Source organism: Gemmatimonadaceae bacterium, from assembly GCA_036003045.1.
Lineage (GTDB): Bacteria > Gemmatimonadota > Gemmatimonadetes > Gemmatimonadales > Gemmatimonadaceae > JAQBQB01.
This window is the reverse complement of the sequence record DASYSS010000036.1, coordinates 83,203-96,356: the sequence shown is the minus strand read 5'-3', so window position 1 is coordinate 96,356 and position 13,154 is coordinate 83,203. Positions and strand designations below refer to the sequence as shown.

The 13,154-nt window shown below is 63.8% G+C and carries 17 protein-coding genes; 10 read left to right on the top strand and 7 right to left on the bottom strand.

Annotated features, from left to right (window positions below; genetic code table 11):
* The 3 genes from VGQ44_08935 to VGQ44_08925 all read right to left on the bottom strand — a co-directional run.
* On the bottom strand, nt 1–1,302 hold a 1,302-nt coding region (locus tag VGQ44_08935), incomplete at its 3' end, for an ABC transporter permease (GenBank protein HEV8446934.1).
* Nucleotides 1,303–1,317: 15 nt separating this feature from the next.
* A complete protein-coding gene (locus VGQ44_08930) occupies nt 1,318–1,659 on the bottom strand; it encodes a PadR family transcriptional regulator (GenBank protein HEV8446933.1) in 342 nt (113 codons plus the stop codon).
* A gap of 252 nt (nt 1,660–1,911) precedes the next feature.
* Nucleotides 1,912–2,328: a VOC family protein gene (locus VGQ44_08925; protein HEV8446932.1), complete on the bottom strand. Its 417-nt coding sequence runs from the start codon at nt 2,326–2,328 to the stop codon at nt 1,912–1,914.
* 466 nt (nt 2,329–2,794) lie between these two features.
* Here VGQ44_08925 and VGQ44_08920 point away from each other — a divergent pair, with 466 nt between their 5' ends.
* A complete protein-coding gene (locus VGQ44_08920) occupies nt 2,795–3,967 on the top strand; it encodes a hypothetical protein (GenBank protein ID HEV8446931.1) in 1,173 nt (390 codons plus the stop codon).
* A gap of 123 nt (nt 3,968–4,090) precedes the next feature.
* Here VGQ44_08920 and VGQ44_08915 read toward each other — a convergent pair whose 3' ends face one another.
* Together VGQ44_08915 and VGQ44_08910 are read right to left on the bottom strand one after the other, a co-directional pair.
* A complete protein-coding gene (locus VGQ44_08915; protein HEV8446930.1) occupies nt 4,091–4,507 on the bottom strand; it encodes a hypothetical protein in 417 nt (138 codons plus the stop codon).
* 60 nt (nt 4,508–4,567) lie between these two features.
* Nucleotides 4,568–4,999 (bottom strand): hypothetical protein, encoded by a 432-nt coding sequence (locus VGQ44_08910; GenBank protein HEV8446929.1) that lies wholly within the window; start codon nt 4,997–4,999, stop codon nt 4,568–4,570.
* 87 nt (nt 5,000–5,086) lie between these two features.
* Between VGQ44_08910 and VGQ44_08905 the strand changes: the two genes are divergently transcribed.
* Nucleotides 5,087–5,500: a hotdog fold thioesterase gene (locus VGQ44_08905; GenBank protein ID HEV8446928.1), complete on the top strand. Its 414-nt coding sequence runs from the start codon at nt 5,087–5,089 to the stop codon at nt 5,498–5,500.
* Between the two features lie 21 nt (nt 5,501–5,521).
* Here the strand turns inward: VGQ44_08905 and VGQ44_08900 are convergent, their stop codons facing one another.
* Nucleotides 5,522–5,929 carry a hypothetical protein gene (locus VGQ44_08900; protein ID HEV8446927.1) on the bottom strand — a complete coding sequence of 136 codons (408 nt, stop codon included), beginning with the start codon at nt 5,927–5,929 and terminating at the stop codon, nt 5,522–5,524.
* Nucleotides 5,930–6,111: 182 nt separating this feature from the next.
* On the opposite strand from VGQ44_08900, the gene VGQ44_08895 reads away from it, so the two are divergent.
* From VGQ44_08895 to VGQ44_08870, 6 genes are all read left to right on the top strand, one after another.
* Nucleotides 6,112–7,257, top strand: coding sequence for a sensor histidine kinase (locus tag VGQ44_08895; protein HEV8446926.1), 1,146 nt, complete (start codon nt 6,112–6,114; stop codon nt 7,255–7,257).
* A gap of 648 nt (nt 7,258–7,905) precedes the next feature.
* Nucleotides 7,906–8,157, top strand: a complete 252-nt coding sequence (locus tag VGQ44_08890) for a response regulator (GenBank protein ID HEV8446925.1) — start codon at nt 7,906–7,908, stop codon at nt 8,155–8,157.
* The gene (locus VGQ44_08885) at nt 8,154–8,429 is read left to right on the top strand and encodes a winged helix-turn-helix domain-containing protein (GenBank protein HEV8446924.1); all 276 of its coding nucleotides are present in this window, start codon (nt 8,154–8,156) and stop codon (nt 8,427–8,429) included. The genes VGQ44_08890 and VGQ44_08885 overlap by 4 nt, the downstream gene beginning before the upstream one ends.
* A 155-nt stretch (nt 8,430–8,584) precedes the next feature.
* On the top strand, nt 8,585–10,369 hold the full coding sequence (locus tag VGQ44_08880; protein HEV8446923.1) for a serine hydrolase domain-containing protein: 1,785 nt from the start codon (nt 8,585–8,587) through the stop codon (nt 10,367–10,369).
* 154 nt (nt 10,370–10,523) lie between these two features.
* Nucleotides 10,524–11,093: a hypothetical protein gene (locus VGQ44_08875; protein HEV8446922.1), complete on the top strand. Its 570-nt coding sequence runs from the start codon at nt 10,524–10,526 to the stop codon at nt 11,091–11,093.
* Between the two features lie 83 nt (nt 11,094–11,176).
* Nucleotides 11,177–11,542, top strand: a complete 366-nt coding sequence (locus VGQ44_08870; GenBank protein ID HEV8446921.1) for a hypothetical protein — start codon at nt 11,177–11,179, stop codon at nt 11,540–11,542.
* Here the strand turns inward: VGQ44_08870 and VGQ44_08865 are convergent.
* Nucleotides 11,539–11,925 (bottom strand): hypothetical protein, encoded by a 387-nt coding sequence (locus tag VGQ44_08865; protein ID HEV8446920.1) that lies wholly within the window; start codon nt 11,923–11,925, stop codon nt 11,539–11,541. The two genes, VGQ44_08870 and VGQ44_08865, sit on opposite strands and share 4 nt — an antisense overlap.
* 272 nt (nt 11,926–12,197) lie before the next feature.
* On the opposite strand from VGQ44_08865, the gene VGQ44_08860 reads away from it, so the two are divergent.
* A complete protein-coding gene (locus VGQ44_08860) occupies nt 12,198–12,560 on the top strand; it encodes a PepSY domain-containing protein (protein HEV8446919.1) in 363 nt (120 codons plus the stop codon).
* 64 nt (nt 12,561–12,624) lie between these two features.
* Nucleotides 12,625–13,002, top strand: coding sequence for a hypothetical protein (locus VGQ44_08855; GenBank protein ID HEV8446918.1), 378 nt, complete (start codon nt 12,625–12,627; stop codon nt 13,000–13,002).
* Nucleotides 13,003–13,154: the final 152 nt, after the last annotated feature.

The window sequence follows — 13,154 nt, the reverse complement described above, 5'->3', positions numbered from 1 at the left end:
CCCGCCGGCGACGCCAAGGATTCCGCTTTCCACGAGAAGCTGCTGCACGATTCTCATGCGCGGCGCGCCGAGCGAACGTCGCAGCGCGATCTCGCGCTCGCGCGAGACACCGCGGACAACCAGGAGACCGCTCAGGTTGGCGCAGGCGATGAGCAAGAGCAGTCCCGCGATGGCGCCGAGCAGCCGGGCGAGCGGGGAATAGGCGCGCTGTGTTGTGACGAGCGCACCCGACGCCCGTTGCACCACCGGTCGTCGCAGGCTGTCGTCTCCGATCGCAACGCGGGAGAGCGCGGCGCCAAGATTGGAAATGCCGGCGGCGGCCTGGCGTTCCGTCACTCCCGGCGCAAGGCGCGCCAGCACGTCCATGTCGTCGCACGGGAGGGCCGGCTCGCACTTGATGCCGACGGCTGCGGCCATGGTGGACGGAAGCCACAGGTCGGCAGGCGCCGCACCCACGCTCACGCCAACAAAATCCTGGGGGGCCACGCCAACGATCGTGAAATCTCTGTCGGAGCCGGAGAGCTGAACGTGCTCGCCGATCGCCCGCGGGTCGGCCGAGAAAGTGCGCTCCCATAGCGCGTAGCTCAGGATCACCACCGGCTCGCCATATCGCGCCGTTTCACTGGGCAGAAAAAAGCGGCCCAGCGCCGGCTTGAGTCCCAGCATCCGAAAGAACTCGGCCGAGGCAAATCCGGCGAAGCGCTGGTCGAGTGTGCCGCGCTCGCGCACGAACTTCGTCCAGCAACATCGCTCGGCCGCGATTTGCTCGAAGACGTCCTTTCTTGCCCGGAGGAGCGCTGCGCCCTCTTCGCCGACCTGCGTCAGCCGGCCGTTTCCGCGCGGCAGGTGCACGCGAACGAGGCGCTCGGCATTTGGCGCCGGCAACGGGCGAAGGAATATCGCGTCGGCGAAACTGAACGCCGTCACGGCGGCGGCGATCGCGAGTCCCAGCGTAGCGGTGGTGGCGACGGCGAACGACGGGCGCGCGCGCAACGCACGCAACGCGAGCTTGGTATCCTGAAGAAGGCCGGCGAGCATCGTGCGCACTGCCTCCCGCCGTTCGCGGCTGCGAATCCGCGCCGCGCGTTGCGCGACCGTGGTGCTCGAAGCCGTCCGCGCGGCCTCGACGTCGCCGAATAAGCGGAGCGCCTCTCGGCGAGCGGCGTCCGGCGTCATGCCGCCCGCCTGAAGCTGCTCCAACCGCGCCGCGATGTGCGACGCGATCTCATCGTCCCACTCGCGCTCGAGCAGGTCGGCCCGATCGGCGAGGTGACGGAACAAGCCGCGAAAACGCCTGCGCATGATCCTTGGACGCCGCTACGCCGGCTTCCGTTCGCCGCGCATGATCTCGATCAGCATCTGCGCGTACTCGGTCCACCGCGACGTGTCGGCGCGGAGCTGCGCGCGGCCGGGCGCCGTGAGCCGATAGAAGCGCACCTGCCGATTCTTGTCGCTCACGCCCCACTCGGCGCGCACCAACTCGCGCTCCTCCAATCGGTGCAGCGCTTGATAGACAGCGCTGTCGTCGATGTCGAGGCGGCCACCGGAGCGCCGCTCGAGCCATTCCAGGATTTCGAAGCCGTGCATCTCGTCCCACGAGAGGGCCTTGAGCACGAGCATATCCAGGTTGCCCTTCTGTACGGGCATACCGTCGGTCATCGAAGACGCTCAACTAAGAGTCTTCGATAATGTCGTCGTCGGCCGGCTTGATGTCAATCGAGCACGCTATTTCGAGGCGGGCATGCCTCCTCGCATCCTTCGATGACCGCGGTGCCGACCTCGTGCGGTAGTCACCGGCCTCGGGTCCCACGTGACCGGCCGCCGCTCGTCGCGCCCAGGAGGAACATGTGTGACACGGCGAGGTGGGCAAGGGCGGCACCCGGAGAGCGAGCGTCGGCTTGATGAGCAGCGTCATTGCGACGCAGCTTGGAACAACTCGACCGGATTGCCGGACGGGTCGTCGAGGAGGATCTCGGCGCCACCGGGGCCTTTCGCGATGTCGTTGCGAAATCGTAGGCCGGCGTGCGTCAGCCGATCGACCTCGTGGGCAAGATCATCGACGTTGAGAATGATGCGGTTCCACCCGCCGGGTTCCGCCTTGCGCCCATCGCGCATCGGCTTCGCGGCTCCTCCAGGGCCGAACGGCGTGCTCAACACCAATTCGAGATTGGCGCGGGAGAGCAACGCGAAATTGTCGGTCGCTCCGGGCTTCACGATGAACCCGAGGTGCTGCGTGTAGAAAGAGACCGCGGGCTCGATCGCGTTGACCATGTATCGTACGCGAACCTTGCTCGCATCTGCCTGACGAGCCGGTGATGTGTCAGCCATGTGTCGATTCTCGATGGCGATGGCCCGAAGGCCTAGCGAGCGGCCTGGCTCCGACGCCAAGGAGAGCGAGCGAGCCACGCACGACGTTCATCTGGGCATCGGACGTCAGAGAGGGATCGTCATAATTGGTGAAGCGACGCCACTCGCATTACCGATGCCGCAAGGCGATCGGTTCGTCACGCAGTCAGAATCTTTACCCGCTGCATCCGTCGAACGTCACTCGCGTTCGCCCGGCAGCTGGTAGGGAATCGCCCGGACATCCCTCGCCCAATTGGCCCCTAATGCCAAGATCCTAATTGATAGGCTGCTAGGCCGACGATGAGACGTGAAACAGATACCCCTCATGGCGGCATGCGGGCTCGGCTGGCCGTAATGGTTCGCGAGACAATGATTGGCCTGTCAATTGCCCCTTCGTGCAACACCGAGCGGCGATGATCGCCGCGCGGATTCAGCGAAGGAGGTCGACATGCCAAGACGAATTCCCGGGCGTCGTGAATGCCTGATCGGGCTCATGCTCACCCTCGGGCTGGGCTCGGTCGCCGCCGCGCAGGACACGACCGGAAAAGCTCGCCCCGACACAGCGTCAAAGCGTACTGTGGCCAAGACCAAAGCGCATTCGACGATTCGTATTCCTGTAAGGAAAAAGGAAGCTGCTGGTGTAGTCGCGCTGCCGCCCAAGGACACGGTCGCGCCCACGCCGGTCCCCGTCCCCGTCGCGCCGGACACGACCATCAAGGCGGACACGATGGTAAAGCCCGATACCATGACTAAGCCGGACACGATGACAAAGATCGACACCGCGGTGATTCGCCCAGCCGATACGACGACAGCCGCGCCCGTTGTCGAACCGCCAGTGCCGAGGGCGCCGCGACGACAATTCGGCGCGTTCTACGTTGGGCTTGCCAGTGGAACCAGCGTTCCGTCCGGTGACATCCACAACGGCTACAACCCAGGCTTCAACATCACCGTGCCGATCGGTTGGGACAGCAGGTCGATGCCGCTTGGCGTGAGACTCGACATTTCATACGACCGTTTGCGAGGTCGGACGACGTTCCGAAGCAACGGATCGACGACGGCGCTCGTAACCGCTGGCCCCGGTGGGACGAACTACGCGACAGGATCGCCGGCGAGTGGCACAACCGCGCCGGGGTACACCGCGCCGACCGCAACCACCGGCGCAACCAGCACCGGAACGTCAAGCGGCTACAACGGCTACGCGATCGCAACCGGGACGGATGCGACACTCGCGTCGGCAATGCTCGATGCGAAGCTGCGTCTTCCGTTGCTCGGCTCGCACTCGTCGACTTCGATCTACGTGGTCGGCGGTGGCGGCCTTCACTATTTCCTCAACTATGACAAGTCGCTGGCGTTGACGAATCCGGCTGCCGAACAGCAGAAGTTCGCGGCGCTGCACGCGGCGACGACCGCGGCCGTGCAGTCTGGCCTTCCATACTCCGCCGCCAATTACTCGAGCTCCGGGTATACGGCGATCACGCGGCCGGGCGCGAATGCCGGTGTGGGAATGCAATGGGGGCTTCGCGGCGCCGATCTGTTCGTAGAGGGACGGTACGTAACGATATTCACCAAGGACCGGTCGACGAACTACTGGCCCGTCATTCTCGGCGTTACGCTCCGTTAGGCACCGCGGACCAACGCGTAACGCAAGAACATCCCGCGGCGCTCCTCCGCCGCGGGATGTTTGTGCGTTCTGCAGGATTCGAATCCACCGTTGCGTCAGTAGTAGACCAACTGCTCCGCGGGATCAACGCGGTTGTGCGAGTAGCCACCACGCGAGACAGGCCGCCACGAGAGCGTCGAACGCGATCGGAATCGGAAACGCGAAATACCGCCAGACGACCAACGCGTGGGCGACCTTCCACGCCAGGAGTAAGACGACGATCGGCCGCGCGAGCGTCGGCGGCACAACGGCAATCCTCGCGACCTGCCACAACAGCACAGCTTCGACGAGACAAATCGCCGCGGCGATCAGGCCGTATCCGAAGTACATGTCCCAGTAGCCACGCGTTCCGCCGCCGAAAAAGAGGCCGGTCTTCATTGCCGTAACCATCGCCGTCTCAGCCTCGCTCCGCGGCTTGGCCGAGATGAAGAATCCGCCGTGGACGATGCCCTGGATCGCCGTCAGCACCGCTGCGACGCGCAACAATAGGGTCGTGCTCATAGTGGCCTCTGGTTCGCTCGCACGGCGGGATCGCTAATCTGCGCACTCATAAGGCGCCGGCTATCGCTTGAGCGCACTGGCAAGACGGCCGAGGGAATGAGCCAACCGTAGGAGTGCGGGGTCCAGAAGATCGGGAAGTGTTGGATCCACCACGCCGTAGCCGCGTAGCCCGGACGACAGACTGTCCTCGATTCGGATGACGTCGGTCGTCAGCGACGCGCTGATAACGCGACGAAGCGACACGATGCTCGGCCGAAGGTTCATCGCGACGGCGAGACGCTCGATCTGATGCTTGATCGCCGGGATCTCGGAGGCCGCGATCGTCCGAAAGCCGGACGGCACGTCGTCCTCCACTCGCGAGAGATTGCGCGCACGCGGAGCCGCCAGCAGCGTCTCGATCGTGCCCAGCGAATCTTCCAAACGGCTCAACAGGACCTCAAAGTGCCGCCGCTGGTTGTCGTTCACCGCGATGCGGTCGAGAGAATCGTCCATCCCGAATCATGCGCCTGAGCCACCCGCGCATCCAGACGCGCCAGATTCATAACCTTCACTCCATCCACCCCCCCCCGGAGCCAGCTTGTGACTGATCCCGCTTGGTACCACCCGTTTCGAACACTTGGAATGCCGGGCGTGCTCGGCATCGAGATACTCGAGCTCTCGGAGCAGCGCGTGGTGGCTACGATGCCAGTCGACGAACGGACGGTCCAACCGTTCGGCATTCTCCACGGTGGTGCGTCGGTCGCCCTCGCGGAAACGGTCGCCTCGTTCGGCGCCGCCGGGTGCATCGATCGCGAGCGGTTCGCAGCGGTCGGCCAGGAGATCAACGCCAACCACATTCGCCCCAAGTCCAGCGGCGTCGTCACAGCCACCGCAACCCCCGTCCACATCGGCCGCACGTCACAGGTCTGGTCGATTCAGATCCTGGACGAATCGGGAAGTCTCATCTGTATCTCTCGCTGCACGATGGCGATTGTGCCGAGAAGGGTGCCGTAACGGTCTTCCTTCATCAGGAGATCAGCCGCCAGAATTTGGGTGGCCCGACGGGCCGATGTAGCCGCTGTCGCCGAGCGCATTATTCTTGCGGGCCCTGGTCGTCGCGTCATCGATCGCCGCGAAGGCCGCACGCGTCGCCTCGGCCAACGACACCACCAGCTGGCGAGCGGCATCAGTATCCGGCGCGTGCTCGGCGACCGAAATCCAGGCCTGCGTGAGAAGGATCGCGACCGCGACGCGACACGAGATACGTGTTTTCCCGGCGCCGGCGTCCGTCGTCGTCATCTCGATTCGCGGCATTTTCACGCCACGGCGCTCGGCCGCGGCGATGATCATGGGAATATCCAGCGCGTCAGCCGCGTCTCGGGGCACGACGAACTGCGCCGAGGCGTCGAGCTCTGGGGAATCAGGCGGGAGTGAGAATGTCACGGAGGTGAGCGAGGGCGTCGGTCGTGGGTGCACTCGACGGCGAGCTGAGACACTGCGTGAACATAGCAACGAGGGGAAAGCGTCTACTGCCTTGGCCCAATCGCGACCGAAGGATAACTCCACCATAAATGAGCCACCGATGAGGCTCATCGCAAACTCGCGACGTCGTTGGAGCAGGGCGCATGGAATTGTCGTCTTTCATCAGCGCACATCGTGAGACCATCCTTGCGGACTGGGAACAGGACGCCCGCCGGAGGCTGACCGGCCGAGGCGACGGCATCCTCGAGCTCCGCGACAACCTCGGCAAGCTCCTGGAAACAGTCGCGCGTGATCTCGATGACTGTCGACGCGACATGGGCGTGCCGAATGAATCTCCGGGTCGCCAGGCGCCGGCGAACAGCGTCGAGGCCGTCGCGGAGCAACACGGCGCTCGACGCGCGGAGCAGGGGTTGCGTGTCGTGCAGGTGGCGCTGGAGTTCCCGAGCCTTCGTCGATGCGTGACGCGCCTCTGGCGTCGATCGCAGCCCGTCGCGACATCGGCGGATCTCGATAGTCTCATCTGCTTTGACGAGGCAATCGACCGCGCGCTGACGACGTCGATCGCCGAGTTCATGCACCGCATCGATCGCTCGCGGGAAAGAGTGCTTGGCGTGCCTGGCCATGATCTGCGAGATCCTCTGACGACGATCATCGCGGGCGGCGCGCTCTTGGCGGAAGGGGGCATCGACGAGGAGAAAACGCGCGACATCGCGAACCGTATCGTGTCCACGGGCGAACGCATGCATCATCTCATCGCGGACCTCCTCGACGCGACGCGGATGCGATTCGGCGGACGGCTGCCCATTGAACGGCGGGAAGCGGATCTTGGCACCGTCGTGCGCGCGATTGTCGAAGAATTCTGCACGTCTCATCCAGACCGCGTCGTCGAAGTGACGGCGAGTGGCGATCTCCAAGGACGTTGGGACGACAAACGCATCGGTCAAGCAGTCGCCAATCTTCTCGCGAACGCTCTTCAATATGGCGAGAGACAGGCCCCCATTCGCGTTTCGGTCGCCGCCAACCACGACGTCGCCATCGCGGTGCACAACACCGGCCCGCCAATTCCGGAGCAGCGGCGGGCGGTATTGTTCGAACCCTGGACGACCGTCGTCCACGACGACGCGGCGGCGCGCGACGCCGGGCATCTCGGGCTGGGGCTCTACATCGCGAACGCGATCGTGGTCGGTCACGGCGGTCACATCGAAGTTGATTCCAGTGACGAGCGTGGAACGACCTTCACGATTCATTTGCCGGTCACGAGACCCGGCGGAATGGATCACGGTGAATAGGTTGACGCGCGCGCGTTGCTTTTCTCGTCGGTACGACTGCCGGCCCAGATTCCGCTCACGCGAAGGGCATCCCTACGGCGGTCATTGCGGAACGAGGAACGATGCCGAACTCGCGGTGGCCGCATGCGCGAAATCGGGGGACGTTGCAACGGTCACTCGGAGTCGACGCGTTCCAGCCGCGAACAAGTCGTTGACACGAATGGTCGCACCCGAAGCAATCGGAATGGCCAGCGGCGCGATCGGACACGGCGGCGGACCAACGTCCACCCATCTTCCATCAACGTCCTTTTGCTCCTCGAGCGTGGGGACCGGATCCGCACATCCCCGCAGGTACGCTGTCGTGGTTCCGCTATTGGTGATTACGACGAGCCCAACGGTGTGAATGGCCGCCGAGATCGGATCGCACGTGAACAGGCATGGTCCGGGGACCGTGACGGTCATGCCCACGCCGAAGGCAGACGTCGCTGACATGGGGGCCGTCGCGTCAGTGCATCCGGCAACGGCTACGACCGCACCCGTGTAGAGCCAAGCCAGACTTCTCATACTGCGTCTCGCGGACTGGGGTGACGGCTGAACCCCCGTTCGCCGTGCCGCGTCACCGCCCGTTCAGCAGCCGACTGGAATCCGGATCTCGTCAATCTCGACTTGATGTTGCCGGGGGCCGACGGCTATCACGTGCTGAAGCGGGTTCGCCAGAATGGCGGCGGGCGCGTTCCCGTCATCGTTCTTTCGCCAAAGACACAGGAACAAGATAGGATTCGGGGCTTTCGGCTCGACGCCGATCAATACGTCACGAAGCCGTTCAGCATTCTCGAGTTGAGCGAGCGGATCGCGGCTCTCCCGAGACGCAGCGCACTCGAACGAAGCCCGCACAGCCGCATGCTGGAGCTGGCGACGTGACCGTCGACCTCGACGCGCCCGCGGTGACGCGGGCGGGGATGCCGGTCACGGTGACGCCGAAGGTGTTTGATCTCTTGCTGGCTCTGGCGCGGCGCCACGGCAAAGTCGCCAGCCGCGCCGAGCTCCTTCGCGAGGTGTGGGGTTATGGTCCTTACATAATGACGCGGACCGTGGACTCACACGTGGCGGAGTTGCGTCGAAAGCTCGATGATCCGGACGATCCGCATCACATCGTGACCGTCTGGAAGGTTGGTTACCCATTCACGCGATAGGCGTGGTGCTCACGGCGGTCGTGGCGCAAATAGGGTTGATCCCTGGTGCTTGGCAAAGCGCTCCAGTGCCGCGGAAAGATTAAGATCGAATTAGTAAACCCCGCGCGGCCGTCCGAAAGGGTTGCGCCGGATCTCGAGTCTCTCACAATACCAGCATGCCCACATTCCGCGCCGTCGCAGCCAAGAGCTGCCTGTTTGGTATCGCCGCGTTGCTTCTCTCCTCGGCACGACTGCCGGCCCAGATTCCGTCGACCCACGCCGGCCGGGTGTTGGCCGCATGGCTCGACGCCATGAACGGCGGAGATCGCGCGAAGCTGAAAGCGTTCATGGACGCGAACATGCCGGACCTTCCGATCGACCAAGTCATGGCGGTCCGCGCGCGAACCGGCGGCTACGACGTCCGCAAGATCCAGGACTCGAAGGAGCGCGAAATCGCGGTCTTGGTGCAAGAACGTGAAGCCGCGCGTCAATTCTTGACCCTCACCCTCCGACTCGCCTCCGATACGTCGGATCGCGCCACCATCCTGCTTCGCCCCACGGACGCACCGGCCGAATTTGCGACCGCAAAAATGACGCAAGCGGAAGTCAACGCAGCGCGCAACGGCGCTCCGTTCAAGGCCCTCTCGGCATACCTGGACGCGCTCAACTCCGGAGAGCGTGGGCCGATTCAGCAATTCATCGAGACGCGATACCCGAGCATGAACGTCAACAACCAGGTGAACTTTGCTCAGAACACGGGCGGATTCGACTTTCGTTCGATCGAGCGTGCGACGACGACCACGGTTGTGGGGTTAGTTCAGGAGCGCAACTCCGACCAATTCGCGCGATTCGTCGTCGTCCTCGATTCGACGACTCCGGACAAGATCGTCCAACTCGGCCTCAACGCGATTCCCCGTCCAGCGGCATTCCCGATCGCGCGCTTGACCGAAGCCGAGCTTGCCCCGGCCCTCGAGTCGCGGCTGGACAAGGAATCCGCGGCGGACCGCTTCGCCGGTACGGTCATCGTCGCAAAACTCGGAACCAGCGGAAGCAAGGTGCTGTTCCAAGGCGCCTATGGCCTCGCCGATCGCGAACACAAGATCGCCAACACGCTCGACACCAAGTTCCGCATCGGCTCGATGAACAAGATGTTCACCGCGACGTCCATCCTGCAGCTCGTTCAAGCGGGCAAGATCAAGCTCACCGATCCCTTCGGCAAATACGTCACGGACTATCCGAACAAGGACGTGTCGAGCAAGGTGACGATTCATCAATTGCTCACACACACCGGCGGCACCGGCGACATCTTTGGCCCCGACTTCAACGCACATCGTCTGGAGCTACGCACCCTCGACGACTACGTGAAGCTGTACGGCTCGCGCGGCCTTCAATTCGAGCCGGGAAGCCGCTGGGAGTACAGCAACTATGGAATGCTGTTGCTCGGCGTGGTCGTCGAGCGCGTCACCGGTCGGAGCTACTATGACTATGTCGCGGAGCACGTGTATCGCCCCGCCGGAATGACTGGCACCGGCTCGGAGCCTGAAGATCAAACGGTGGCCGAGCGCTCGGTCGGGTACACGCGCCGGAACGGCGCGTGGACTCCCAACACGAATACGCTGCCCTATCGTGGAACATCGGCTGGCGGTGGGTATTCGACCGTAGGCGATCTTGTGAGGTTTGCCGAGGCGTTGATGAGCCATAAGCTGGTCAACGCCGAGTATACCAACATGCTGATCACAGGGAAGGTCGACGTCGCCATTGGACAGATGTACGCGTACGGCTTCGAGGACGCACGACAGAACGGCGACGGCGCCGTCGGTCACGGTGGCGGCGCGCCAGGAATGAACGGCGAGCTGCGGATCTATCCGAAGTCGGGATATGTCATCGCCGTGCTGGCGAACCTGGACCCGCCCGCGGCGTCGCAGGTGAACGGGTTCATCGACCCACGCCTGCCCAAGTAACTGTCGCAACCGTTTCCGTCCAAGCACCGCGGCGCGGTTCAGGAATACGTCCGAGCACGCTGACGACCCGGCCCGTCCCACGCCTGTTGCTCCGGGGGCCGTTTGGCGTGGTATCTTGCTCGCCGTTCGCGGACCACAAACGGATTGAGGGATCGTGTTTCATCATCTCGCTCGTCTCGGCGGCTGGACCGCGCTCGTGTGCATCGGCGCGTGCATGCGCTCGGCGCCGGCACCGATGTCCGCGGCGGTCGCCACTGTCAATGATCCCGTCGTCGTCGATGGATTGCGGCAGCTTCGCGCCGCGACGTCGGCGTACAAGCAGCTCGATGCTGCCGTCGCCGCCGGATACCCGCGCACCGTCGCCGACTGCATCGTCGACGAGCATCACGGCGCGATGGGCTATCATCACCTGAATCGCGCCTACGTCGACGAGAAGCTCGATGTCACCAAGCCCGAGTTTTTGCTATACGAGCGAATGCCGGACAGCAGCTACCGGCTGAATGGCGTGGAGTTCATCGTCCCGTATCGCTATTGGTCGCGCGACTCGGTGCCACCGGTGCTCATGGGTCAGAAGCTGCACCATGAGAATAATTTCAACTACTGGTATCTCCACGTATGGGCGTGGACGGACAATCAGGACGGGTTGTTCGCGAACATGAACCGGGACGTGCAGTGCCCCAATGGCGGCAAGGTGTACAAAGCGACGCCCGATTCGCTTTGGTGACCTGCATCACTGTTTTTATATCGCAACGACGGGGCATCGGCTTTTGGGGGACTCCCGGCACGGGGTCTGCGAGCCGGGGTAGCATGTGGCCAAGAATCGACCGCACCGCGATTGCCACGCGGATTCGCGCTCTCGTCACCGGGTCGAACGGTGGCGATTTGCAGACGACGGCGCGGCGACTCGACGTTGCACCGGTGGCGTTGAGCCGTTCGATCGATCCCCGCTTTCCACGCCTGAGTCTCACCGTCATCACAGCGATCGTCCGAGAGTACGGGGTTGATCCGTGGTGGTTGATGTACGGCAACTACGACCACGAGACGCACGCCCTCGCGAGCGAGATCGGGCCGGGCATTACCACCGCCGATGTTCTGCGACTGGTCGAATCGCCACGGGAACGGCGCATCCACGAACCGCTCGACGACCGCCCCTCCACACAACTCGACGCTTAGCTGCGACGATGGCTCGGGCCGTGCGTTCCGGACGCTTCTTCGAGCGCGGCACCTGCGTTCCCTGACGTCTCTTCGATGTCCGGCTCGACGCACCAGGCGATGACTTCTTCGCGGACGCGGTCAGTGGGCCTTGGCGCTTCCGCATTCAAAGGCGGAGGAAACCCCGCTTCGCTCAGAACGGCGCCGAGCGCCGCAAGTATTTCGTTGAACGTCAGCCCGAGCAGCCGTAGGGCGCCAACGTATTCGCGGACCGTCTCGCGAAGGTCGACGACCGATGCGCCATTGGCCGGTGGGTTTGTCGCTTCGAGGTGAACGCGCAGCTCGATGGCGAGCCGCGTCGCGTCGTCGGCGTTGTGGATCCGATTTCTAGATGACGGGCTCATGTCAGAGACGGAATCCTGTCGAGTCCATGCGTAGCAATCAGACGACGGAACCGTCGGGCGGGGAGCGCCATCTCCATTACATCTCAGAAAGGTGCGCTCTTGTCGCGAGTTCGCGACGTGACGGAGGCGCTCGTCAGAGATCGCGGATGGAGAACCGTCTAACCGGCGAGACGAATCTGCTGATCCCGCTCTGTCAGGGGGGCGTCAGGGAACGGGGCTAGCATACCTCCTAAGAACCCCCCCGCCCGCGACACCTTTTCGGAGGCATTCCCATGAAAACGGCATCACTGGTTGTCACCGCGCTCGCATTCGCCGCGGTTTCCGCGAGCGCGCAGGAGACGTACAAGAAAGACATCCCCGATTCGCTCGCGAAACGCGCGAAGATCACCGAGGCCGCCGCCGCCGCGACCGCGCAGAAGCGGGTGCCGAAAGGAAAGATCGAAGGCGTGGAGCTCGAGATGGAAAACGGAAAGCTCCAATACTCCTACGACATCAAGACGGAAGGAAAGAGCGGAGCCGACGAGGTAAATGTCAACGCGGTCACCGGCAAGATCATCGGCTTCAAACACGAGTCGGCGGCAGCCGAGAAGAAGGAAGCCGCGGCGGAGAAAAAGCCCGCGCCCAAGAAACCCTAGTTGTGGAGGCCTGACGTCAGGCCCAACCAAGGTGAGCGGCCCGAGAAATGCTTCACGCTGTTACATGTCGCTCGCCCGTCAGACCGAGACGCCGGTGCCGACCGAGCCGATGTCATTTGTCGCTCCTCAACGAGCGATCGATGCGATCGACGTCGGCGCCGTCGTTCGTGAAGCGACCGCGGATGGTGTCGTCAATCCGCAGATCGACGTGAGCCCGTTCGGCACCCACGCTGGATGGGTGCGAGTGACGTGCCGCGCCGAGATGGCGCTCCGACTCGTGGGCGTACTGAGAGAAGCCGCCGGGCAGACCATGGTCGACGCGGCGGGCGAAGAACGACTGGCCGCGTTGCGACATGCCGCCGTGGCCGCTTACCGAGCGTATGAGGATCTGCGGGGCAAGCCGGGCGTCCATCCTCGCCGTAGGTCCTCGCTGTCCGGTTAGTCGTGGATTCTGGTCGTCGCTAGAGCGGTTCAGGAGCGTGATGCTCGCGACAGCTTCTCGCCGTACCGCTCTCTGGAATCCGTCAAGGATCCGACCATGTCATGCCGCCGCGCGTTGAGACGGCCGCGTCGTCGCGACGCGGCCGTTTTTTA

Excerpts from the sequence above, each read along its gene's own strand:
- VGQ44_08920 (HEV8446931.1), top strand. The coding sequence starts at position 2,795 with ATGCCAAGACGAATTCCCGGGCGTCGTGAATGCCTGATCGGGCTCATG.
- VGQ44_08930 (HEV8446933.1), bottom strand. The coding sequence starts at position 1,659 with ATGACCGACGGTATGCCCGTACAGAAGGGCAACCTGGATATGCTCGTG.
- VGQ44_08915 (HEV8446930.1), bottom strand. The coding sequence starts at position 4,507 with ATGAGCACGACCCTATTGTTGCGCGTCGCAGCGGTGCTGACGGCGATC.
- VGQ44_08870 (HEV8446921.1), top strand. The coding sequence starts at position 11,177 with ATGTGGCCAAGAATCGACCGCACCGCGATTGCCACGCGGATTCGCGCT.
- VGQ44_08855 (HEV8446918.1), top strand. The coding sequence starts at position 12,625 with ATGTCGCTCGCCCGTCAGACCGAGACGCCGGTGCCGACCGAGCCGATG.
- VGQ44_08895 (HEV8446926.1), top strand. The coding sequence starts at position 6,112 with ATGGAATTGTCGTCTTTCATCAGCGCACATCGTGAGACCATCCTTGCG.
- VGQ44_08880 (HEV8446923.1), top strand. The coding sequence starts at position 8,585 with ATGCCCACATTCCGCGCCGTCGCAGCCAAGAGCTGCCTGTTTGGTATC.
- VGQ44_08925 (HEV8446932.1), bottom strand. The coding sequence starts at position 2,328 with ATGGCTGACACATCACCGGCTCGTCAGGCAGATGCGAGCAAGGTTCGC.
- VGQ44_08865 (HEV8446920.1), bottom strand. The coding sequence starts at position 11,925 with ATGAGCCCGTCATCTAGAAATCGGATCCACAACGCCGACGACGCGACG.
- VGQ44_08860 (HEV8446919.1), top strand. The coding sequence starts at position 12,198 with ATGAAAACGGCATCACTGGTTGTCACCGCGCTCGCATTCGCCGCGGTT.
- VGQ44_08890 (HEV8446925.1), top strand. The coding sequence starts at position 7,906 with ATGTTGCCGGGGGCCGACGGCTATCACGTGCTGAAGCGGGTTCGCCAG.
- VGQ44_08910 (HEV8446929.1), bottom strand. The coding sequence starts at position 4,999 with ATGGACGATTCTCTCGACCGCATCGCGGTGAACGACAACCAGCGGCGG.